Origin of the sequence: Flavobacterium sp. P21, assembly GCF_050632225.1 — a bacterium.
Taxonomy (GTDB): Bacteria; Bacteroidota; Bacteroidia; order Flavobacteriales; family Flavobacteriaceae; genus Flavobacterium.
Map to the genome: position 1 here is coordinate 4729670 of NZ_CP192585.1, position 22358 is coordinate 4752027.

General features: G+C 33.6%; 16 protein-coding genes, 1 tRNA gene and 7 pseudogenes. 14 read left to right on the forward strand and 10 right to left on the reverse strand.

Translation table 11 applies throughout. From position 1 onward, the window contains the following. Positions 1 to 22 precede the first annotated feature (22 nt). The 7 genes and pseudogenes from ACQ9BO_RS23740 to hisS all read right to left on the reverse strand — a co-directional run bounded on the left by ACQ9BO_RS23740 (position 23) and on the right by hisS (position 7689). Positions 23 to 1185: pseudogene (locus ACQ9BO_RS23740) on the reverse strand (sigma-54-dependent transcriptional regulator). Between the two features lie 201 nt (positions 1186 to 1386). Then, positions 1387 to 2703, reverse strand: a pseudogene (locus ACQ9BO_RS23745) (ABC transporter permease). A 63-nt stretch (positions 2704 to 2766) separates the two neighbouring features. Then, on the reverse strand, positions 2767 to 3696 hold the full coding sequence (locus ACQ9BO_RS23750; RefSeq protein ID WP_431242747.1) for an ABC transporter ATP-binding protein: 930 nt from the start codon (positions 3694 to 3696) through the stop codon (positions 2767 to 2769). A 158-nt stretch (positions 3697 to 3854) separates the two neighbouring features. Beyond that, positions 3855 to 4961, reverse strand: coding sequence for a molecular chaperone DnaJ (gene dnaJ, locus ACQ9BO_RS23755; RefSeq protein WP_431242748.1), 1107 nt, complete (start codon positions 4959 to 4961; stop codon positions 3855 to 3857). A 74-nt stretch (positions 4962 to 5035) separates the two neighbouring features. Next, a complete protein-coding gene (locus ACQ9BO_RS23760) occupies positions 5036 to 5614 on the reverse strand; it encodes a nucleotide exchange factor GrpE (RefSeq protein WP_026727957.1) in 579 nt (192 codons plus the stop codon). A 325-nt stretch (positions 5615 to 5939) separates the two neighbouring features. After that, a tRNA-Trp gene (locus ACQ9BO_RS23765) sits at positions 5940 to 6010 on the reverse strand. 255 nt (positions 6011 to 6265) lie between these two features. Continuing rightward, positions 6266 to 7689: pseudogene (hisS, locus tag ACQ9BO_RS23770) on the reverse strand (histidine--tRNA ligase). A gap of 242 nt (positions 7690 to 7931) precedes the next feature. Here hisS and ACQ9BO_RS23775 point away from each other — a divergent pair. Next, positions 7932 to 9176, forward strand: a complete 1245-nt coding sequence (locus tag ACQ9BO_RS23775; protein WP_162847881.1) for an ABC transporter permease — start codon at positions 7932 to 7934, stop codon at positions 9174 to 9176. 70 nt (positions 9177 to 9246) lie between these two features. Here ACQ9BO_RS23775 and prmC read toward each other — a convergent pair. Both prmC and ACQ9BO_RS23785 read right to left on the reverse strand, forming a co-directional pair. Then, a pseudogene (prmC, locus tag ACQ9BO_RS23780) lies at positions 9247 to 10094 on the reverse strand (peptide chain release factor N(5)-glutamine methyltransferase). Between the two features lie 80 nt (positions 10095 to 10174). Further along, entirely contained in the window at positions 10175 to 10660 is a 486-nt protein-coding gene (locus tag ACQ9BO_RS23785; RefSeq protein ID WP_431242749.1) for a GNAT family N-acetyltransferase, read from the reverse strand. 110 nt (positions 10661 to 10770) lie between these two features. Here ACQ9BO_RS23785 and ribD point away from each other — a divergent pair, with 110 nt between their 5' ends. From ribD to ACQ9BO_RS23800, 3 genes and pseudogenes are all read left to right on the forward strand, one after another. Further along, positions 10771 to 11820 carry a bifunctional diaminohydroxyphosphoribosylaminopyrimidine deaminase/5-amino-6-(5-phosphoribosylamino)uracil reductase RibD gene (ribD, locus tag ACQ9BO_RS23790; RefSeq protein ID WP_431242750.1) on the forward strand — a complete coding sequence of 350 codons (1050 nt, stop codon included), beginning with the start codon at positions 10771 to 10773 and terminating at the stop codon, positions 11818 to 11820. Beyond that, positions 11813 to 12415, forward strand: a complete 603-nt coding sequence (locus tag ACQ9BO_RS23795) for an HAD-IA family hydrolase (RefSeq protein ID WP_431242751.1) — start codon at positions 11813 to 11815, stop codon at positions 12413 to 12415. Before ribD ends, ACQ9BO_RS23795 begins: the two co-directional genes overlap by 8 nt. Positions 12416 to 12540: 125 nt before the next feature. Beyond that, positions 12541 to 13172 (forward strand): annotated as a pseudogene (locus ACQ9BO_RS23800) (IMPACT family protein). Positions 13173 to 13203: 31 nt separating this feature from the next. Here ACQ9BO_RS23800 and ACQ9BO_RS23805 read toward each other — a convergent pair. Further along, positions 13204 to 13608: an acyl-CoA thioesterase gene (locus ACQ9BO_RS23805; RefSeq protein ID WP_026727949.1), complete on the reverse strand. Its 405-nt coding sequence runs from the start codon at positions 13606 to 13608 to the stop codon at positions 13204 to 13206. Between the two features lie 184 nt (positions 13609 to 13792). Here ACQ9BO_RS23805 and dnaA point away from each other — a divergent pair, with 184 nt between their 5' ends. The 10 genes and pseudogenes from dnaA to ACQ9BO_RS23855 all read left to right on the forward strand — a co-directional run bounded on the left by dnaA (position 13793) and on the right by ACQ9BO_RS23855 (position 22328). After that, complete coding sequence (dnaA, locus tag ACQ9BO_RS23810; RefSeq protein WP_026727948.1) at positions 13793 to 15220, forward strand: chromosomal replication initiator protein DnaA; 1428 nt, start codon at positions 13793 to 13795, stop codon at positions 15218 to 15220. Between the two features lie 8 nt (positions 15221 to 15228). Beyond that, positions 15229 to 15696 (forward strand): low molecular weight protein-tyrosine-phosphatase, encoded by a 468-nt coding sequence (locus ACQ9BO_RS23815; protein ID WP_431242752.1) that lies wholly within the window; start codon positions 15229 to 15231, stop codon positions 15694 to 15696. A 60-nt stretch (positions 15697 to 15756) separates the two neighbouring features. Beyond that, positions 15757 to 16469 (forward strand): annotated as a pseudogene (locus ACQ9BO_RS23820) (SAM-dependent methyltransferase). Next, positions 16429 to 16905, forward strand: a complete 477-nt coding sequence (locus ACQ9BO_RS23825) for an energy transducer TonB (RefSeq protein ID WP_431242753.1) — start codon at positions 16429 to 16431, stop codon at positions 16903 to 16905. The pseudogene ACQ9BO_RS23820 and the gene ACQ9BO_RS23825 overlap by 41 nt, the downstream one beginning before the upstream one ends. A 159-nt stretch (positions 16906 to 17064) precedes the next feature. Next, on the forward strand, positions 17065 to 17520 hold the full coding sequence (locus ACQ9BO_RS23830; protein ID WP_431242754.1) for an energy transducer TonB: 456 nt from the start codon (positions 17065 to 17067) through the stop codon (positions 17518 to 17520). Between the two features lie 33 nt (positions 17521 to 17553). Further along, positions 17554 to 18681 carry a methionine aminotransferase gene (locus ACQ9BO_RS23835; RefSeq protein ID WP_431242755.1) on the forward strand — a complete coding sequence of 376 codons (1128 nt, stop codon included), beginning with the start codon at positions 17554 to 17556 and terminating at the stop codon, positions 18679 to 18681. Positions 18682 to 18755: 74 nt separating this feature from the next. Then, positions 18756 to 19637 carry an SDR family oxidoreductase gene (locus tag ACQ9BO_RS23840; protein WP_431242756.1) on the forward strand — a complete coding sequence of 294 codons (882 nt, stop codon included), beginning with the start codon at positions 18756 to 18758 and terminating at the stop codon, positions 19635 to 19637. Positions 19638 to 19899: 262 nt separating this feature from the next. Further along, positions 19900 to 20508, forward strand: a complete 609-nt coding sequence (udk, locus tag ACQ9BO_RS23845) for a uridine kinase (protein ID WP_008467967.1) — start codon at positions 19900 to 19902, stop codon at positions 20506 to 20508. 107 nt (positions 20509 to 20615) lie between these two features. Then, a complete protein-coding gene (locus ACQ9BO_RS23850; protein WP_431242757.1) occupies positions 20616 to 20948 on the forward strand; it encodes an FtsB family cell division protein in 333 nt (110 codons plus the stop codon). 16 nt (positions 20949 to 20964) lie between these two features. Further along, positions 20965 to 22328 (forward strand): annotated as a pseudogene (locus ACQ9BO_RS23855) (methylmalonyl-CoA mutase subunit beta). Positions 22329 to 22358: the final 30 nt, after the last annotated feature.

The window sequence follows — 22358 nt, forward strand, 5'->3', positions numbered from 1 at the left end:
TTTCAGATTGAAAACTAAATCATTATTTGCTCGCAAACATTTTCACATCACTTTCAGAGATTTCATTTCCTCCTAAAATGATTAATCTTTCTACTACATTTCGCAGTTCACGAATATTTCCTGTCCAATCATACTCTTGCAGTAATTTTATGGCTTGCGCCGAAAATCCTTTCACGGCATTTCCTTGTTCCGAAGCAATTTTTTCTGAAAAATGCGCAATCAAAGCCGGAATATCGTCACGTCTTTCATTCAAAGGAGGTACTTTAATTAAAATTACAGCCAAACGATGGTATAAATCTTCTCTGAAACGACCTTCTGCGATTTCTTTTTTAAGTCTTTATTAGTTGCGGCAACAACTCGAACATCTACCTTGATATCTTTATCTGCTCCAACTCTCGTAATCATACTTTCTTGAAGCGCTCGCAAAACTTTGGCTTGTGCCGAAAGACTCATATCGCCAATTTCATCCAAGAAAATAGTTCCTTTATCTGCGGCTTCAAACTTTCCAGCACGATCTTTAACCGCCGATGTAAAGGCACCTTTCACGTGACCGAACAATTCACTTTCAATCAATTCACTCGGAATTGCGGCGCAGTTCACTTCGATTAAAGGAAAATTAGAGCGCTCGCTTTTTTCATGCAATTGATGCGCTACCAATTCTTTTCCAGTTCCATTTGGCCCCGTAATCAAAACTCTCGCTTCAGTTTGCGCCACTTTGTCAATCATCACTTTGATATGGTTAATTGACTCGCTGTCGCCTATCATTTCGTAGTTTTTGCTGACTTTTTTCTTTAAGATTTTATTCTCAACAACTAATTGTTTTTTGTCCAAAGCATTACGAACTGTATTCAATAAGCGGTTCAAATCTGGTGGTTTTGAGATATAATCAAAAGCTCCTAAACGCATTGTTTGAATTGCCGTTTCCATATCGCCGTGGCCTGAAATCATCACCATCGGGATTTCTGGTTTTATCTTTTTTACTTCTTCCAAAACCTCAACACCGTCCATTTTTGGCATTTTGATATCGCACAAAACCAAATCGTAATCGTTGTTTTTTATTTTTTCAAGTCCCGCAACACCATCTTCAGCTTCATCAACTTGATACGAATCATTTTCTTCTGATAATATTTTTACCAAAACTCTTCTGATTGCCGCTTCGTCTTCTACAATTAGTATTTTACTCATTCTTTTCTAAGGTTCAAAGTTGCAAAGTTACAGAGTGACAAAGTTTAAAATCTTTATCGCTATGCTACCTATTAACCTGTTATTAGTAATATCTCTTTTATGCTTCATCCACAATCTTAAAGTCGCTTTTCTAAGTTATAAAAAATTCAAATAAAAAACCTTTGAACCTTTGTCCCTCTGTAACTTTGCAACTTTAAACAACTAGTACTTCAGCCACTTATACAATTCCTTCCAAGTCGGTTTTTTGCCGTACATTAAAATACCTACTCGGTAAATTTTTGCGACGAACCAAACCACAAGGAAAAATGAAGCAAACAATAATGATACCGAAATTGCAATTTGCCACCACGGCACCCCAAACGGAATACGCATTAACATTACAATTGGCGACGTTAACGGAATCATCGAAAATGCAACAGCAATTGTTCCGTGTGGATCGTTTACTACTGTAAAAAACCCGATATAGACACTCAAAATCAGTGGCATTAAGATTGGCAATAAAAACTGTCGCGAATCGGTTTGATTGTCAACCGCCGCTCCAATTGCTTGCGTAAAATGAGCTGTACAAGAAATATCCTCCTATAAAATAAATTACGAAACCAATTATAATGCTTGCAATCGGCAAATTCCATAATTCAGTAATATACATCTGTGCTGATCCTGACAATTGATGTTGCGCCGTTTGCATCATTTCTGGTGAAATTCTTGATGTTGGGCCAACGTTTACACCAAAAAACGCCGAAGCGACAAACATTAATCCTAAACCGATTATCGCCCAAATCATAAATTGCAGAATTCCTGCCAATGAAGTTCCGACAATTTTTCCAATCATCAATTGAAATGGTTTTACCGATGAAATAATGATTTCAATAATTCGGTTTGTTTTTTCTTCGATTACGCTTCGCATTACCATGTTTCCGTAAATGATAATGAACATCATAATTAAGTAACCAAATGCTCCTCCAATTGCAATTTTAATTTCATTTAATCCTTTCAGACTTTCCTCTCCAGAAGCTTTTATTAAATGAATATTTACTTTTGATTGTGCTTTTTGAATCGACAAAGTATCTAATTTTGCTTCTTCCAAATTCAGTTTTGTGATTTTTGAAGCAATAATATCTTGTGTTTTTTCAACAAAAGAAATACTCGGACTATTGTTTGAAATAAACTCGATTTTACTTTCTAAATCTCTTGTATTATTTGTTTTCGGAATGACAATCAATCCGCTGAAATTTTCTTTTGTAATACTGTCTTTTAAAGCATTAACATCAATTTCAGACAAATTAAGATATTTAAACTCCGCTCCTTTTTTATTTTTTTCAAAAAATCAGAAGCAAAAAGTCCTGTTTCGTCATGAATAGCAATTCTTTTTGTTTCGGCTTTCATGGAGCTTAAATAACCAATAAAAATGGCTATCGCCACAAACAAAAGCGGGCTCAAAAAAGTCATAACAACAAAAGATTTATTGCGGACTTTGGCAATAAATTCTCTTTTTATAATCAACGAGATGATACTCATAAATAATTTTAGATTTTAGATTGTTGATTTTAGATTTTAGATGTTTATTATAAAATCTGAAATCTAAACTTTATTTTCAGTAACTGTTTGAATAAAAATATCGTTTATGCTTGGAATTTTTTCAACAAAGTGAGTTACTTGTCCGCGTTGTGTCAGAATATTCAATAATTCGTTTGGCGAGGCATTTCCAATTTGAATATTTAATTTCAAATCATCATTTAACGATTTAAAGCTTGCCGGCGAAACCGTAAATTTCTGTGTAATGTCATACATCAAACCTTCAACATTGCTTGTCAAAATTCCAACTTCAAAACTATTGGTTCTAAATTGACGTTTTACATCTACAACTTTTCCTTCTATCAACTTATTTGATTTGTGAATTAAAGCTATATTCTCGCAAAGTTCTTCTACGCTTTCCATTCGGTGTGTCGAAAAAATAATGGTTGAACCTTGCTCTTTTAATGCCAGAATCTCATCTTTAATAACATTCGCATTTACAGGATCAAAACCAGAAAAAGGCTCATCTAAAATAAGCAGTTTTGGTTTATGCAAAACACAAACAACAAACTGAATTTTTTGCGCCATACCTTTAGAAAGTTCTTGGATTTTCTTGTTCCACCAACCTTGAATTCCCAAACGATCAAACCAATAATCCAATTGTTTTTTGGCTTCAGCTTTAGAAAGACCTTTCATTTGTGCCAAATACAAACATTGCTCGCCTACTTTCATCGAGCTGTACAAGCCTCTTTCTTCTGGAAGATAGCCAATAGTTTGCACATGTTTTGGTTGCAATCTTTCTCCGTCCAAAATTATTTCGCCACTATCGGGCAATGTAATTTGATTTATGATTCTGATAAGGGAAGTTTTTCCTGCTCCATTCGGACCTAAAAGTCCATAAATAGTACCTTTTGGCACATTTAATGAAACCTCGTTAAGCGCTACATAATCACCGTATTGTTTTACGACTTTATGTACTTCTAGTAAGTTGCTCATGCTGTTTTAAAGATTTTCTGCGTCACTATTACCATTCTGGTTCAGCGACTGTAAAAGTAAATAATTCGTAGCGAATCTGCGTAATATTCAGCAAAAAACCCATTCTAATTTTATGTTAGAATGGGTTTTATATTTAAATATTCCGAAAAAGTTCCGATTTATGAAAACATATCTTTTACTTTCTCAAAAAATGATTTCTCTGACTTCTCTGGACTTGGAGCGAAATGCTCATCGTTTAAAGCATTTTCAAAAAATTGTTTTTGCTCTTTATTTAATGTTTTTGGAGTCCAAACATTTACGTGAACCAATAAATCACCACTTCCGTAACCATTCAAACTTGGAATTCCTTTTCCTTTTAATCTCAAGATTTTTCCAGATTGAATTCCTTCTTCCAATTTGATACGCACTTTTCCGTTGATTGCTTCAATATCTTTTGAAGCTCCCAAAACTGCTTCAGGGAAACTAATGTACAAATCGAAGTGAACGTTTTCACCCTCACGTTTCAAGAATTCGTGCTCAACTTCTTCAATTGCAACAATTAAATCTCCTGGAATACTGTTTCCTGGTGCATCGTTACCTTTATTAGAAACTTTCAACTGCATCCCGTCAACAACTCCCGCAGGAATTTTGATTGATACTGTTTCATCTTCTTGAACCATTCCTTGAGCATCTGCTTCAGAAGGTTTTTTATCTAAAATTTGTCCAGAACCACCACAAGTAGGACATGTAGATGCAGATTGCATTCTTCCTAAAATGGTATTGGTTACACGCATTACTTGACCTTGACCGTTACAAGTTGTACAAGTTTTATACGTTACACCTTTTGCCTGAACTTTACGTTTTACTTTTACTTTTTTCTCAACTCCATTTGCAATTTCTTCTAAAGTCAATTTTACTTTAATTCGAAGATTGCTTCCTTTTGCACGACGAGGGCCTCCGCCTCCGCCTCCGAAACCGCCAAATCCGCCACCAAAAATATCACCAAACTGGCTGAAAATGTCATCCATATTCATACCACCGTGACCGCCAAATCCACCAGAACCATCAAATGCTTGATGCCCATATTGATCGTATTTCGCTTTTTTCTGTGGATCACTTAAAACTTCGTAAGCTTCTGCCGCCAATTTGAAGTTTTCTTCTGCCTCTTTGTCGCCTGGATTTTTATCAGGATGGTATTTTAAAGCACTTTTTCTGTACGCTTTTTTAATTTCGGCGACATCAGCATTTTTTGAAATGCCTAATATTTCGTAAAAATCTTTTTTCATAATTAGATTAGGTTCCAAATCTTAAAAATTCCAAAATCCAAAAAAATGCACTTGAAATTCTTATTGCATTTTTTTTAGTTTCCTACTACAACTTTAGGGAAACGAATAATTTTGTCTCCTAATTTGTATCCTTTTTCAATAACATCAACAATTTTCCCTTTTAATTTGTCAGACGGAGCTGGAATTTGGGTAATTGCTTCAGCAATATCAGCGTTGAAAGCATCACCTGCTTGAATTTCAACTTGCTCTAAACCTTTAGAAACTAAAGTGTTTTTAAGTTTATCGTGAATCAACTCAACACCTTTTTTCAAATTTTCATCATCTGACTTGTTGATCTCTACTGCCGCTCTGTCAAAATCATCTAAAACAGGAAGCATAGCCAACAAAACTTCTTGGTTTGCTGTTTTAAACAATTCAAGACGTTCTTTTGAAGTTCTTTTTTTGTAATTTTCAAATTCAGCAAATAATCTCAAAAACTTATCTTTTTCGTGAGCCAAGTCTTTAGCTAATTGCTCCTCAACACTTAATTCTTCAACAATTAACTGCTCTCCGTTGGCATTGTTCTCTAACGTTACATCATCTAATTCCTGATCGAATTCTGTATTTTCCGTAGTCATATTACTTTTATTTTTAAAAATATTCTTAAACTTCATTTTTATTTCTTTCTGTTGGATTGCAAAAGTACTGCCAAAATTTCTAAAATGTCAAATTGTCACTTTATTAAAACTGAGTACTTTAAAAATCAAATATACCTCAAAAAAAATTAGTATAATTTTAAGACTATTACGTTATAGTTTGTTTTATCTTTGATGTCGTTAAAACGTAAATTATTACACCAAAATTGAATTTAAGGGTTGGCTTAGGCCTCAAAATAATTATTAATTCAAATTTACCTTATATTAAAAAAAGCTTCGCCTATAGAGACGAAGCTTTTTTTGTTTGAGCTTTTATATGACAAAAAAGTCATTTACATTTTTGCACGGGCGGAGGGATTCGAACCCCCATCAACGGTTTTGGAGACCGCTATTCTACCCTTGAACTACGCCCGTAACTTGAGGTCGCAAATTAAAAGTATTTTTTCTTCTCCAGCAACTATTTCAGGCAGAGATTTTAAAAGAAATCTCTTTAAATACAAGCAATCCAGAGCAAAAACCTTTATTTCAAACAGTTAACCTTTTTTTTATTTCACGCAGATTTAAAAATAATTTGAGCAGATTAGCACAGATTTCTTAATATAAAAATCAAATTAAATCTGCTTTAATCTGCTCAAATCTGCGTGAAATAAAATCTTTTAAATCTGATTATTAGCTTAGTGCATTTTTCAATCCGTCATAATCAACAGAAACCTGCTCTCCTGTCACTAAATTTTTAAGTGCAAAAGTATTCGATGCAATCTCCTGATCACCAGCAATTACCGCAAACGGAATCAATCGTTTGTCTGCATACTGAAATTGTTTTCCAACTTTTACATTATCAGGATATAATTCTACTTTTATATTTTCTTTTCTCAATTTCTGAATCGCTTTTGAAGCATACAAAGCTTCTTTGTCGCCATAATTGATAAAAATTGCTTTTGATGTCGTCGCCACAGTTTCCGGAAACAATTGTAATTTTTCTAAAACTAAATAGATTCTATCCAATCCAAAAGAGATTCCAACACCACTCATATTCTGTAAACCAAAAATACCCGTTAAATCATCGTACCTACCGCCACCGCCAATAGACCCCATTGAAACCGTTTTTGGGGCCGCCACTTCAAAAATAGCCCCTGTATAATAATTTAATCCACGTGCCAAAGTCACATCAAGATCTAAAATTGCAGTTGACAAACCTAAATCGGCCACATTGTCGCAAATGAATTTCAGTTCCTCAACACCTTTCATCCCTTCTTCAGAAGATGCCAATAATTCCGATAGCTGTGCAATTTTGTCTGCAAAAGTTCCTGAGAAACTAAAAAGAGGTTGCACTTTAACTAAAGCATTTTCAGAAATTCCTTTTTCGATCATTTCTTTTTTACTCCGTCTTCTCCAATTTTATCCAATTTATCCAGCGCAACCGTAAAATCGATTAATTTATCTGATGCACCAATTACCTCAGCAATTCCAGATAAAATTTTTCTATTGTTGATTTTGATGGTAACACCTTCCAAACCTAAAGAAGTAAAAACAGTGTCGTATAACTGAACTAATTCTACTTCCTGCCAAAGTGACTTTGAACCGACAACATCAGCATCACATTGATAAAACTCTCTGTAGCGCCCATTTTGTGGATTATCGGCTCTCCAAACCGGTTGAATTTGATATCTTTTAAAAGGAAACACTATTTCACTTTGGTGTTGTACTACGTATCTCGCAAACGGAACTGTCAAATCGTAACGTAATGCTTTCTCAGAAATTTTCCCTGTGAATTTATTTAATTCGATTCTTTGATCTAAACTTATTTTTTCAGCAGAATTTACAAGTAATTCCTCAATAGATTGCGGCAGTTCAATTTTCTTTTTATCATAAAAGAAATTACCTGAATTCAATATTTTAAAAATCAAACGATCTCCTTCTTCGCCATATTTTCCCATCAAAGTATCTGAATTTTCAAACGAAGGTGTTTCTATCGGTTGAAAACCAAATTTTTCAAAATTACTTTTTATGGTTTGCATAATATATTGGCGTTTTGACACCTCAGCAGGTGAAAAATCTCTGGTTCCTTTTGGTACGCTTGGTTTTGAAGCCATCTCTTTTTATTTTAGATTTCTGATTTTAGATTTTAGATTTCTTTGAAACCTAAAAATCTAAACTTTTAAAATTAATTTATTTCTAGATTTTCTTTTAGATTGTTGGATCTTCAGACTTTCGACTTTATGACTTTCCAACTTTCGACTTAAATAAGTCTGCAAATATCTTACTTTTTAAAATAAATAATAACACTTGGAAAACAAACTTGTAACAAAAACCGTATTTTCGTGACAAATTGGTCATGATGCTAAAATTATTTAAAGAAAATATCCGAATTGCTTTTGGTTCTATCAAAACACAAATTCTGCGAACCATTCTTACCGTATTAATTATTGCTATCGGAATTACCGCTTTGGTTGGAATTTTGACCGTTGTAACGGCTTTGGAAAATACCGTTTCGACCAATTTTGCTTCGATGGGCGCCAATACTTTCAACATCAACCAATACGAAAACAATCTCAAAAATCGCGGCGGAAAAGAACGCGAAATCATAAACCCTATTATTTCCTATCCAGAAGCCGTTGCCTTCAAAAACAAATACAAATATCCATTTACTGAAACCTCACTTTCGTTTACTGCGACCTCAAAAGCCGAAGTTAAATTTCTAGGCGAAAAAACAGATCCTGAAATTAAAATACTTGGCGTAGATGAACATTTCATTTCAAATTCTGGTCTTGAAACCACTTTAGGGCGTTCATTCAATCAATTTGATATTGACAACAATACCTATTCCTGTATTGTAGGTTCTGATTTTGAAAAAGGCTTATTGAAAGATGTCAATCCAATTGACAAAATTATTTCGATTCGAGGAGCACGTTTTAAAGTAATTGGCGTATTAAAAGAAAAAGGCTCCACTTTTGGAAATAGCCAGGATTTACGTGTTTTGATTCCAATTCAAGTTGCGCGTTCTTTATTTACAGCACCAAATATCAATTATACGATTAGCGTCATGGTTTCTAAAAAAGAGCTTTTAGATCCTGCAATTGACAATGCAACTAGCGTAATGCGCAGAGTTCGAAAATTAAATCCGGTTCGGGACAATAATTTCGGAATGGGCCGAAGCGATGATTTGATAAATCGTATTCTTGGAATTACACAATATTTAGGTTGGGCTTCATGGATTATTTCAATCATAACAATTCTAGGCTCATCAATTGCTTTAATGAATATTATGATTGTTTCGGTTACGGAACGCACTCGTGAAATTGGTGTCCGAAAAGCTTTGGGCGCAACAAAAACAACTATTTCTACTCAGTTTTTTATCGAAACACTGTTGATTGGGCAAATTGGTGGATTGGTTGGAATTATAATCGGAATTTTGCTTGGATTTGCGATTGCAACTGCAATGAAGTTTGCCTTTGTCATTCCGTGGGGCGCTATTTTCGCGGCTTTTGCAACCAGTTTTACCGTTGCCATAGTTTCTGGACTATATCCTGCGATTAAAGCTTCAAAATTAGATCCTATTGAGGCTTTGCGATATGAATAATTAGTCGCAGTTTTCAGTTACAGTTTTCAGTTATTTGTGTGACTGCAAACTGTGACTGAGACCGAAAACTTTAAATATTCCCTTTTACCATGCGATCATTATCGTAAATATCTTTTCGGAGTTCGATATTTTTAAAATTCATTTTTTCAAGCAGATCAACCATTTCTTTTCCTAGATATTGATTGATTTCAAAATACAATTGTCCATTTTCTAAAAGATTTTTTTCGCCAATTCAGCAATTTTCCTGTAAAAAATCAAAGCATCGTTATCGTCAACAAATAAGGCCAAATGAGGTTCAAAATCCAAGACATTCTTTTTGATTTCAGCTTTTTCTAAATTTCGAACATATGGCGGATTTGAAACAATAATATCATAATCGGATTTCAATATTTCCAATTCCAGAATATCTTTTAGCATAAAAGTAACCTCGACATTATTGTTTACCGCATTTCTTTTAGCTGTATCTAATGCTTTTTTCGAAACATCAATTGCATAAACTTTGGCTTTTGGAAGGTTTTTAGCTAATGAAATAGCAATACAACCGCTACCAGTTCCAATATCCAATATTTTGATTTCTTTAGATTTTCCTTTATTTTCATTAATAATCCACTCCACTAACTCTTCGGTTTCGGGCCTCGGAATCAAGACATTTTCATTTACTTCAAAATCCAAACCATAAAAACTGGTTTTCCCGAGCAAATACTGAATTGGAACTTCGTTTTTCAAATCATCCAATAATGAATCCCAAACCACAAAATCCTTTTCAGAAAAATTCAACTCGTGGTTCAACGCCAAGTCAATCTGACGCAATTTATGTTTGTCTTCTAAAATTAAATAGAAAAAACTCTCTGCCTCATATGCATCATATAGAGGTGATAATTCTTTTATAAACTGAGTCCGGTATTGTTTGATTTTCATTTCTGCGTATGAGTATTTTTTTCAGCAAAAGCTGATTTTTCTTTCAAATAAGTATTGAAAAATCTAATTTGTTACAAGATTTACAAAACTTTCAACATCCAAACCGGACAAGAATTATGCCCAGTACATCCCAAAGGTGCATCTAAATATTCAAAACCTGATTTTTTGTATAATTTTTGAGCGGCATGCATAAAAGGCATCGTCTCGATATAACATTTTTCAAATCCAAAACTTCTTGCTTCATCAAGACATTTCTCCATCATTTGGCTACCAATTCCCAAACCTCTAGTTTTTGGCAAAAAATACATTTTTTGTAGTTCACAAACTTCTGGAGCACCATTTTCCAATGGCGCAACGCCGCAACAACCAACAATTTCACCTTCATTTTCAACTACAAAATAAGCAGATTTCGGCTTATCATATTCTTCAAACATCAAATCAAGATAAGGGTCCGCATAAGCTGTACCTATTTTTGGAATTTCCATTTCATCAAAAACAGATCGTATTAATTGTGCAACTGCCTTATTGTCTTCTTTTTTAATCGCTCGGATAATATAATTTTTCATAATTGTTTATTCGTGTACTATAACTACAAAAGTAAAAATACTTTTCCGATAGTTCTCCAACTATACTGTTAACTATCGAGATTAAAATCAAAAATGTTTATTTTTGCACCGTGAATACACATGAAAAATACATAAAACGTTGCATTGAACTTGCTCAAAACGGTTTTGGAACCACTTATCCAAATCCGATGGTAGGAAGCGTAATTGTTCATGAAGGAAAAATAATTGGCGAAGGCTGGCACAAAAAAGCCGGCGAACCACATGCCGAAGTAAATGCTGTACAATCTGTAAAAGACAAATCGTCGCTAAAAAAAGCTACCATTTATGTTAGTTTAGAACCTTGCTCTCATTTTGGAAAAACACCTCCTTGTTGTGATTTAATTATTGCAAATAAAATCCCGAATGTTGTTGTTGGAACCGTAGATCCAAACGAAAAAGTAGCAGGAAGAGGAATCAAAAAATTAATTGAAGCTGGTGCGACTGTTACTGTTGGCATTTTAGAAGACGAATGCAACGAGCTCAACAAACGCTTTTTTACTTTCCATCAAAGAAAGAGACCGTATATTATACTGAAATGGGCCGAAAGCCAAGACGGATTTTTGGCACCTGAAAAAGAAACCGACCAGGAACGCAAACCAATTTGGATTACGAATCAATATTCGAGACAATTGGTTCATAAATGGCGAAGTGAAGAACAGGCTATTTTAGTAGGAACGCAAACGGTTATTGACGATAATCCGAAATTGAATACTAGAGATTGGTCAGGAAATAATCCGGTGCGAGTGGTTTTGGATCAGAATAACCGAATTTCAAAAGACAGTTTTGTTTTTGATAACAGCGTAAAAACGATTGTATTCTCGAAATCAGAAAATAACCTTTCAACAGAAAATACCATTTTTGAGAAAATTCATTTTAATGAAAGTATGATTTCTCAAATTCTGAATGTTTTATATCAGCATCAAATTCAATCTGTAATTATTGAAGGCGGAAGACAAACTTTGCAAGCTTTTATAGATTCGGATTTATGGGATGAAGCACGAATTTTCATTGGAACAACTACTTTTGAAAAAGGTGTTAAAGCACCTATAATTCAGAAAAGCACTATTTCAAAAACAATTATTCAAAACGACGAATTACTTTATATTAGAAACCATGATTGATACGATAATTTTTGACTTTGGCGATATTTTCATCAATTTAAATAAACAAGGAACAATTTCGGGATTGAAAAAATTAGGCATGACCGAATGGAGTTCCGAAATGGATCGTTTGAATTTATTGTTTGAAACCGGAGATGTATCGTACGATGATTTTGTAGGCGGATTTCAGAAAGAACTTCCAAATGCTTCTGTAGAAGAAATTCTTGAAGCTTGGAATGCCGTTTTAGCCGATTTCCCATCATATCGATTAGATTTTTTAAAAGAACTTTCAAAAAAATACCGTTTGTTTCTTTTAAGCAATACAGATTCAATTCATATTAATACTTTCCAAAACAGAACTGGTGTAGATTTTTACACAGAATTTTACAACTGTTTTGAAAAAGTTCATTTTTCATATGAGATTGGCAAAAGAAAACCAAATGCCAATTCCTATCAACATTTAATTGACGAACATAATTTAGTTCCTGAACAAACGTTATTTGTTGACGATAAAAAAGAAAACACAGATGTCGCCACCGCTTTAGGACTTAAAGTTTGGAATTTACAAGTCGGAAAAGAAGATGTTGTCGATTTATTTAGCAAAGGCTTATTATAAAAATATTTTCTCTCGCAGATTTTGCAGATAATGCAGATTTGTTTTTATAAGAAATTTAAAATATCTGTTTTATCTGCAAAATCTGCGAGAGAAAAATTTTAGCCCTAATTATAGAAAATTTACTTTTGGAATATCCTGATACATACCAAACCATTGCATTCGAATCTGAAGAGATTCTTTTTAAAGAAAAAGGAAGCAAATTCTTTGGCTACGCATTTCCTATTGAAAGCGAAGACGAAGTTAAACCAATAATTGAAGACTTAAAAAAACTGCATCCACATGCTGTTCATTATTGTTACGCTTATCAATTAGGAACTGCTCCAAAAATATCCTATAGAGCAAATGACGACGGCGAACCCAGCAATACTGCAGGCGCACCGATTTATGGACAAATTCAATCTTTTGGATTAACTAATGTTCTTGTAGTTGTAGTTCGTATTTTTGGCGGAGTAAAACTAGGTGTTGGGGGTTTGATTACGGCTTACAGAACTACCGCGCAAATGACGCTTGAGGTTTGTGAAATTGTCGAAAAAACAATTGATGTTCATTTTTTAATCTCTTTTGACTATAAAAACATGAATAAAGTAATGCGCGTCATCAAAGAAAAAAACTCGAAATTACTTCTCAGGAAATGGAAATTGATGAAAATTCTGGGCTTCCAATTGGCAAAATAATGACAAAAACGCGCAAAAAAAATGCCGAATCTATATTCGACATTTTTGATTTAATGTTTGAAATCGATATTAAAATTGTGTAAATTAACATTAAAACACACCTCATTTTAACAATTATTCTAGTGTTTTAAACAATTCCAAAATGTAATCTGGAGGTGCTGTTGGACGACCCGTTTTTAACGAAATAAATACTAAAATAAACACTGCCGTTGTTAATAACTCATTTGCCTCATTATAGATAGCGCAGTCGAATTCAATCTTAACAGATGACTGACTTTTGAAGGTTGTATGAATTGTTAAGAGTTCATCATAACGCGCTGATTTTTTATAATTAATTTGCATCGAAACAATCGGGAGTCCAATGCCGCTTTCTTCCATGCTAGCATACGAAATCCCTTTATTTCTAAGCCATTCCACGCGTCCAATCTCAAAATAAGGCACATAATTTCCGTGATAAACAACTCCCATTTGGTCAGTTTCTGAGTAACGAACACGCACTTGCGTTTGATGATTTTTCATTATTTATAGATTAAAAAAAATTAAATTCCTAAAGTTCACTTACAACTTTTTTTTACAAAATTAGACCCAAAATATTTTTTTTACAGAAATTTGTTCACATATTTGTTATCCCGAAATACGGAAAAATTTTGCTCCATTTTTATTAGGAGAATCTTTATCAATAATAAAAAACTTATCTGAATCTATGACTAAAACTGCTCAATCGGTATGGGAAAACTGTTTGTCCTTTATAAAAGACAATATTCAAGATCAAGCATATAAAACTTGGTTCGAACCAATCAAATCAGTTGAGCTAACCGACAACGCATTATATATTCAGGTACCAAGTAAATTCTTCTACGAATGGCTAGAGGAACACTACGTTAAATTATTGAAAGTTGCGCTTACCAAAGAACTAGGAAAAAACGCAAAGTTACTCTATAAAATCAAAATGGAAAACACTTATGGAAATAAACAACCGTTTACCGAGCAGTTGCCAAGTTCCAACAGAGTGCCTATGAAACCACAAGAGGTTGATGCTCCGTTTAAAAACTTAAATCCAGAGCTTAAAAATCCTTTTGTAATTCCGGGAATCCGAAACTTAAAAATTGAATCGCAGTTAAACCCAAACTACAGTTTTGACAATTTCCTTGAAGGAGACTCAAACCGTTTGGCGCGTTCTGCAGGTATGGCAGTTGCCAATAAACCAGGCGGAACTTCGTTTAATCCTTTATTGATTTTTGGTGGAGTTGGTTTAGGAAAAACACACTTGGCGCACGCTATTGGTGTTGAAGTAAAAGACAAATATCCTGAAAAAACGGTTTTATATATTTCTGCCGAAATTTTCACACAACAATATATTGACTCTGTAAAAAAGAATAATCGTAATGATTTCATTCATTTTTACCAGTTAATTGACGTATTGATTATTGATGATGTTCAGTTCTTATCTGGAAAATCTGGAACTCAAGACGTTTTCTTCCATATTTTTAATTACTTGCATCAAAATGGAAAACAGGTAATTTTAACTTCAGATAAAGCACCTGTTGACATGCAGGATATCGAACAACGTTTATTATCTCGTTTCAAATGGGGATTATCTGCTGAATTGCATCAGCCAGATTACGAAACACGTATTTCGATCTTAAAAAATATTTTGTACCGCGATGGTGTAGATATGCCAGAAGATATTCTTGAATATGTTGCCCGAAACATCAAAACCAATGTTCGTGAGCTTGAAGGCGCCATTATTTCGTTGATCGCTCAATCTTCTTTCAATAAAAAAGAAGTTACAATCGAACTGGCGAAAAGCGTTGTGGAGAAATTTGTTAAAAACGTAAAGAGAGAAATCTCTATCGATTATATTCAAAAAATTGTATCTGATTATTTCCAATTGGATATTGAAACGCTTCAATCGAAAACCAGAAAAAGGCACGTTGTACAAGCGAGACAATTGGCTATGTTTTTTGCAAAGAAATTCACTAAAGCTTCTTTGGCAAACATTGGCTCTCAAATTGGAGATCGCGACCACGCTACTGTTTTACACGCTTGCAAAACTGTTGACAATTTAGTTTCCACAGACAAACAATTCAAAAAATTTGTCGAAGACATCAACAAAAAATTAACGCTATAACGCGAATCATGCCTGTAAAAGTTTTAATGGTTTGTTTGGGAAATATTTGCAGATCGCCTTTAGCCGAAGGAATTTTAGCATCAAAATTACCCGCAGACAAATTTATTGTAGATTCAGCTGGAACGGGATCTTGGCATATTGGACATTGTCCTGACAAGCGTTCCATAGAAGTTGCCCGAAAAAACGGAATTAATATCAGCACACAAAAAGGCAGACAAATTCAAGTTTCTGATTTTGATGAATTCGATTATATCTATGTAATGGATAATTCAAATTTTCGCGATGTAGTTCATTTAGCCAAAACTCCAGAACATAAAAATAAAGTTCGTTTGATTCTAAACGAATTATTCCCAGATGAAAATGTCGATGTACCAGACCCTTATTATGGATCTGCAAACGGTTTTGACAACGTTTACCAAATGCTGGATGAAGTAACTGACTTAATTGCAGATCAGCTACTTGAAAAGCATTCCTAATTCAATTCAATTGTTTCTAAAAAAGAGATAATTGAATTTTTTAATTTTAAACAAAAGCACATGAAATCTTTCGGAAAATTATATCTTATTCCAACCACAATGGGCGAAAGCGATCCGATGGATGTTTTACCGCAAACTGTTAGAAGAACAATCGAAGTTATTGACCATTATATTGTTGAAAACGACAAAACTGCCAGAAAATCAATCAAAGCGGTTTATCCTGAAAAAAACAATCAGAATTAGTACTTTTTACTCTTAACAAACGTACAGAAACCAGCGAACATTCAGATTTCATAAAACCATTATTAGAAGGAATAAACATGGGATTAATGAGTGAAGCCGGTTGTCCCGGAGTTGCTGATCCCGGAGCTGTTATTGTAAAATTGGCGCATGAAAAAGGAATCCAGGTTGTGCCGTTGGTTGGACCATCTTCTATCCTACTGGCAATGATGGCTTCAGGAATGAACGGCCAGAGTTTTACTTTCAATGGTTATTTACCAATTGATAAAGACGAGAAAAAATCGGCAATACGTCATTTTGAGAGATTGTCTCAGGACAAAAACCAATCACAGTTATTTATTGAAACTCCATATAGAAACAATAAATTGATTGAAGATCTTTTGCAGATTTTAAATCCGTCGACGCATTTATGTATTGCGACAGATATCACTTTGCCAACGGAATTCATCAAAACCCTGAAAGTTTCGGATTGGAAAAAATTAAAAATTGATATTGATAAACGTCCTACTATTTTTATTATTCATAAAATGTAAACTAACTCTAAAACCACCTTATGAAAAAGCTTCTAATTCTGATTGTAATTTGTTTTGCTCAAAATGTTTTTTTCAAATTGAACCACCTAGAGAATATATAAGCGATGCTGAAAGAGCTATTATTGAAGGAAATTATGTTTACAATACAGCAGGTATAGATGTAAAACCTGAATTTCCGGGAGGAAAAGAAGCAATGGACAGCTTTATAAAACAAAATTTTAAAAGCCCAAAAGAAGGTTTAAAAGGAAAGGTATATGCTATGTTTATTATTGAAAAAGACGGATCATTAAGCGATATTAAAATTTTAAGAGACATTGGATACGAAACAGTCGCGGAAGCTATAAGAGTTATAAAACTATTTCCAAAATGGAGTCCGGGAAAACTAAACAATAAAACTGTTAGAGCCCTCTACTCTATTCCAATGGTAATAAATTAAGCTTATTTTATTCAACTATAAGCTTTGTTTACTTCTAAAATGACAGATGAATACAATTCGACAAATCTTTCGCAAGTCATCAAAATTTAACCTTCACAATTGGCCAACGATTTTCATTATTCATAAAATGTAAACTAACTTCAAAACCACCAATTAATTATGAAAAAAATATTAATCCTGATTTTAATTTGTACGACGCAGAATATATTTTCTCAAAGCAAAAAATCAAATGACATTTTGACTATTGACGATCCTACTACTAAAAATCATCCACAAGGAGATATCCCAAATGATGATTATACTGTTTACAATACAGCAGGCATAGACGTTAGACCCGAATTTCCTGGAGGAATAATTGAATTTAATAAATTTATTGAACAGAATTTCAAAATTCCAAAAGACGGTTTAAAAGGAAAAATTTACACCACTTTTGTTATAGAAAAAGATGGTTCTCTAAGCGGAATTAAAGTATTAAGAGATATTGGATATGAAACAGGTTCAGAAGCGATCCGTGTTTTGCAACTATCTCCGAAATGGAAACCAGGAAAACAGAACAATAAACTAGTAAGAGTTCTTTATTCTGCTCCATTATACATAAATATTCCTTCAAACTAATTACTCACAAGTTTCCCAAAATCAAACTTTATAATGAGTAAACTTCCAAACATAACCACAAGCATTTTTACGGTAATGTCTAAAATGGCATCCGAATATAATGCTATCAATCTTTCTCAGGGATTTCCAAATTTTCCTGTTGATGAAAGATTAACAGATATTGTCGCCCGATTATCAAAGGAAAACGTCCATCAATACACACCAATGGCAGGTTATCCGCCGTTGATGAACAAAATTGCGAAGCTAACTCAAGCTTCTTATAACAGAACAATCAATCCTGACACTGAACTTTTAGTTACTGCCGGTGCAACACAAGGAATTTTTACTACTATTTTGGCTTTGGTAAGAGAAAATGATGAAGTAGTTATTCTTGATCCGAGTTATGATTCCTATGAATCTCCTGTTTTACTCTGTAAAGCAAAACCAGTTCGAGTGGCGCTAAATGATGATTATACGCCTAATTGGGAAAGAATCGAAAAAGCATGTTCGGTTAAGACCAGAATGATGATTATCAATAATCCCCATAATCCGACTGGGAAAATATTAAACGAAAATGATTTTATTCAGCTAAAAAATCTTCTTGAGAAATATCCTGATATTATTGTTTTATCTGACGAAGTTTACGAATACATCACTTTTGAGGAAAAACATATTTCGGCACATACCAAAAATTTCCTTATTGATCGATGCGTAATGGTTTCCTCTTTCGGGAAATCATTTCACATAACGGGCTGGAAAATTGGCTATACCATTGCACCGGAATATTTGATGAACGAAATCAAAAAAGTGCATCAGTTTTTGGTTTTCAGCGTCAACAGTATTTCTCAATTTGCCATCAGTGAATATTTAGATGTTGTTGATGTAAATTTACTTGGAAAATTCTATCAGGAAAAACGAGACTATTTTCAAAAACTGCTTAAAAATAGTCGATTTGAATTAAAACCTTGCGAAGGAACATATTTTCAGGTCGCTTCTTACGCTAGTATTTCAGATGAAGATGATGTAACATTCTGCAAAAATTTAATCATCAATCATGGCGTTGCGGCAATTCCTATTTCAACTTTTTATTCCGATCATAAAGACCAGAAATTGATTCGTTTCTGTTTCGCAAAAGATAATTTCACTCTCGAATCAGCCGCAAAAAAACTGTGCGAAATATAAAGTTTATCAAAATTTTATAACAATAGTATGCGTGCATCCTATTTTTTTAATTAATATTGTAAAAAAAGAAAAGTATGAGCTATACAGATAAAATGTTGCGCGATGATGCCTTAAAAGGCAAAGTCATTGTGGTTACTGGGGGCGGAAGCGGTTTAGGAAAAGCAATGACAAAATATTTCTTAGAATTAGGCGCTCAAGTAGCGATTACTTCTAGAGATTTAGAAAAATTGAAAACAACTGCTTCAGAATTAGAAAGTGAAACTGGAGGAAAGTGTTTACCACTTCAGTGTGACGTTCGCCATTATGAAGAAGTAGAAAATATGCTTCAGGAAACCTTAAAAGTTTTTGGAAAAGTGGATGTTCTTTTAAATAACGCCGCTGGAAACTTTATTTCACCAACAGAACGTTTATCAGCAAATGCATTTGATACTGTTATAGATATCGTACTAAAAGGTTCTAAAAACTGCACACTAGCTTTTGGAAAACATTGGATTGATACGAAACAGACATCAGCAACGATTTTAAATATCGTAACTACATACGCCTGGACAGGTTCGGCTTATGTGGTGCCAAGCGCAACTGCAAAAGCAGGCGTTTTGGCAATGACAAGAAGTCTTGCAGTAGAATGGGCAAAATACGGAATTCGTTCAAACGCAATTGCTCCAGGACCATTCCCAACAAAAGGTGCTTGGGACAGATTATTGCCAGGCGATCTTTCAGAAAAGTTTGATATGGCCAAAAAAGTGCCTTTGAAACGTGTTGGAGATCACCAAGAATTGGCAAATTTAGCGACTTATTTAGTTTCTGATTTTTCAGCTTATGTGAATGGTGATGTCATCACAATTGACGGAGGCGAATGGCTAAAAGGCGCTGGGCAATTCAACTTATTAGAAGCAATTCCAGAAGAACTTTGGGATCAGCTTGAAATGATGATAAAAGCAAAAAAGAATAAATAATTACAAGTGCTTACTAAATTCAGAATATTTTTTTAAACTATACTGATTGCACGAAATCCCGAGAGTTTACTTTCGGGATTTTTTTATGTTTTTCATCATATTTTTAACCATATAAGTAATATAAGTTCAGTTAAGTATTATACCGCTTAAACATTTTGTAGCTTAAATTTACTTACATTACTTATATGGTTAAATCACATAATATGTTTAACAATTCAGTTAAATTATTAATTTTGTCAAACAAATATCAAACAAAAATTTTATGCTCATTATTGGACTTGCAGGAGGAACAGGAAGTGGAAAAACAACGGTAGTACACCAAATCATGAACGAATTACCAGACACAGAAGTTGGTGTAATTTCTCAGGATTCATACTACAAACAAACCGATAATTTATCATTTGACGAAAGAGCATTAATCAATTTTGATCATCCTCGTGCGATTGATTTTGAGTTGTTGGTAAAACATTTAAAAGCTTTGAAAGCTGGTGAAACAATTGATCAGCCTGTATATTCTTTTATTCAACACAACAGAACTGACGATACGGTTTCGACGCATCCGAGAAAAGTAATGATTGTTGAAGGAATTTTGATTTTAACAAATCCTGAACTTCGTGATATGTTCGATATCAAAATCTTTGTCCATGCCGATTCTGACGAAAGATTAATTCGTCGTTTGAAAAGAGATATTTCAGAACGCGGACGTGATATCGACGAAGTTTTAAACCGTTACCAAACTACTTTAAAACCTATGCACGAGCAATTTATAGAGCCATCAAAAGCTTTTGCAGACATTATCATACCAAACGACAAATACAACACGGTAGCTATTGATGTAGTTCGCGCCGTAATTAATCAGCGAATTTCATAATTTTTATCGTAAATTTAAACCATAAAATCTTAAGCAACCCGGCCCTGGTCGGGATTGCTCTCAATGAGGTCTAAAAAAGCAATACAATTCAAAAGAAATTATCTTATATGAAATTCAAAAATCCATACAAGGACAAAAAATGGTTCAAATATCTTGGAAACAAATATGTTTGGGTTTTGTTGTTTTTTATAGTTTGGATGCTATTTTTAGACAATTACTCTTATTTTGATCATCGATTTCTTGACGAACAAATCAATGAGCTTCAAGACAATAAAAAATACTATCAGGACGAAATAAAAAAAGATCAAGAACAGATCAAACAACTTAAAAATCCTGAACAAATAGAAAAATACGCTCGCGAAAAATACTTTATGAAAAAAGATAGCGAAGATATTTACATCATTCACTTTGAAGGAGACACTATTCAAGATAAAGAATAATCAGAAAAAATACCTAATGGCCACTAACCTATTCGAAGATTTTAATCCGATTTCATCCAAACAATGGAAACAAAAAATTCAGTTTGAATTAGAAGGCGCCGATTATAATCAAACTGTAATTTGGAATTCTCCCGAAGATATTCAGGTGAAACCTTTTTATCATATAGATGAGTTTACAAAATCGGCGACGGTTGAAACTCATGCTTCTGATTTTAAAATCTGCCAAAATATTTTTGTCCATGACATTGAAAAATCAATCAAACGAGCAAATAACACTCTAGAAAGAGGTGCCGAAAGTCTGCGTTTTACGATTCAAAACGAAAATATAGATATTGTTTCTTTATTGGAAAATCTTCCTTTAGAAGGCAAAATCATTTACTTTAATTTGACTTTTCTCTCAATCGATTTCGTTAAAAAATTAGACAAAATTGCAACCGAGAAAAAAGCTGTTTTTTTCTGTAATTTAGATCCAATTGGACAATTAGCACGAGACGGAAATTGGTTTACGACTTCAGACAAAAACAATTTCGAGACACTTGAAAAAATGGCAAATCAAACTACAAATCTTTCACTAATTAGTGTCGATTTAGGTTTGTACCAAAATTCAGGAGCCAATATTACACAGCAAATTGCGTATAGTTTAGCTCACGCAAATGAATATTTGAATCGTTTTCCAACTCTATCGAAACCTATTGTTTTTCAAATTTCCGTTGGAACCAATTACTTTTTTGAAATTGCAAAACTTCGTGCTTTGCGAATGCTTTTCAAATTAATTGCACAAGAATACAATCCAGATTTAGATTGCCATTTATTAGCGACGCCAACCAAACGAAACAAAACAATTTACGATTATAATGTCAACATGCTTCGAACTACTACAGAATGTATGTCGGCCATTTTAGGCGGAGCCGATGCTGTAGCAAATTTGCCTTATGATGCTTTATATCATAAGGACAATGAATTTGGCGACCGAATTGCTAGAAATCAATTATTGGTTTTAAAACACGAAAGTTATTTTGACAAAGTAAATAATCCGGCAGATGGAAGTTATTATATCGAGAGTTTGACAATGCAATTGGCAGAAAAAAGCTTGAAATTATTCAAAGAAATTGAAGCTGATGGCGGTTTCTTAAAACTTTTGAATGAGGGAACCGTAAAAAAGAAAATCCAAGAAAGTGCCAATAAAGAGCAAGAATTATTTGATTCCAAAAAGAGGTTTTACTCGGAACAAATAAATATCCAAACAAGGAAGACAAGATGAAACATGATTTAGAATTGTTTCCTTTTGTAAAAATCAAGCCAAGAAAAACATTAATTACGCCAATAATTGAAAAACGATTAGCTGAAAAACTGGAACAAGAAAGATTGGAATTAGAATAGTTTTCAATTGTAATTAAATTTAAAAAGAAA

Excerpts from the sequence above, each read along its gene's own strand:
- ACQ9BO_RS23850 (WP_431242757.1), top strand. The coding sequence starts at position 20,616 with ATGAAATTCAAAAATCCATACAAGGACAAAAAATGGTTCAAATATCTT.
- ACQ9BO_RS23795 (WP_431242751.1), top strand. The coding sequence starts at position 11,813 with ATGATTGATACGATAATTTTTGACTTTGGCGATATTTTCATCAATTTA.
- ACQ9BO_RS23805 (WP_026727949.1), bottom strand. The coding sequence starts at position 13,608 with ATGAAAAATCATCAAACGCAAGTGCGTGTTCGTTACTCAGAAACTGAC.
- ACQ9BO_RS23775 (WP_162847881.1), top strand. The coding sequence starts at position 7,932 with ATGATGCTAAAATTATTTAAAGAAAATATCCGAATTGCTTTTGGTTCT.
- dnaJ (WP_431242748.1), bottom strand. The coding sequence starts at position 4,961 with ATGAAAAAAGATTTTTACGAAATATTAGGCATTTCAAAAAATGCTGAT.
- udk (WP_008467967.1), top strand. The coding sequence starts at position 19,900 with ATGCTCATTATTGGACTTGCAGGAGGAACAGGAAGTGGAAAAACAACG.
- ACQ9BO_RS23785 (WP_431242749.1), bottom strand. The coding sequence starts at position 10,660 with ATGAAAAATTATATTATCCGAGCGATTAAAAAAGAAGACAATAAGGCA.
- ACQ9BO_RS23840 (WP_431242756.1), top strand. The coding sequence starts at position 18,756 with ATGAGCTATACAGATAAAATGTTGCGCGATGATGCCTTAAAAGGCAAA.
- ACQ9BO_RS23830 (WP_431242754.1), top strand. The coding sequence starts at position 17,065 with ATGAAAAAAATATTAATCCTGATTTTAATTTGTACGACGCAGAATATA.
- ACQ9BO_RS23835 (WP_431242755.1), top strand. The coding sequence starts at position 17,554 with ATGAGTAAACTTCCAAACATAACCACAAGCATTTTTACGGTAATGTCT.
- dnaA (WP_026727948.1), top strand. The coding sequence starts at position 13,793 with ATGACTAAAACTGCTCAATCGGTATGGGAAAACTGTTTGTCCTTTATA.
- ACQ9BO_RS23815 (WP_431242752.1), top strand. The coding sequence starts at position 15,229 with ATGCCTGTAAAAGTTTTAATGGTTTGTTTGGGAAATATTTGCAGATCG.
- ACQ9BO_RS23750 (WP_431242747.1), bottom strand. The coding sequence starts at position 3,696 with ATGAGCAACTTACTAGAAGTACATAAAGTCGTAAAACAATACGGTGAT.
- ACQ9BO_RS23760 (WP_026727957.1), bottom strand. The coding sequence starts at position 5,614 with ATGAAGTTTAAGAATATTTTTAAAAATAAAAGTAATATGACTACGGAA.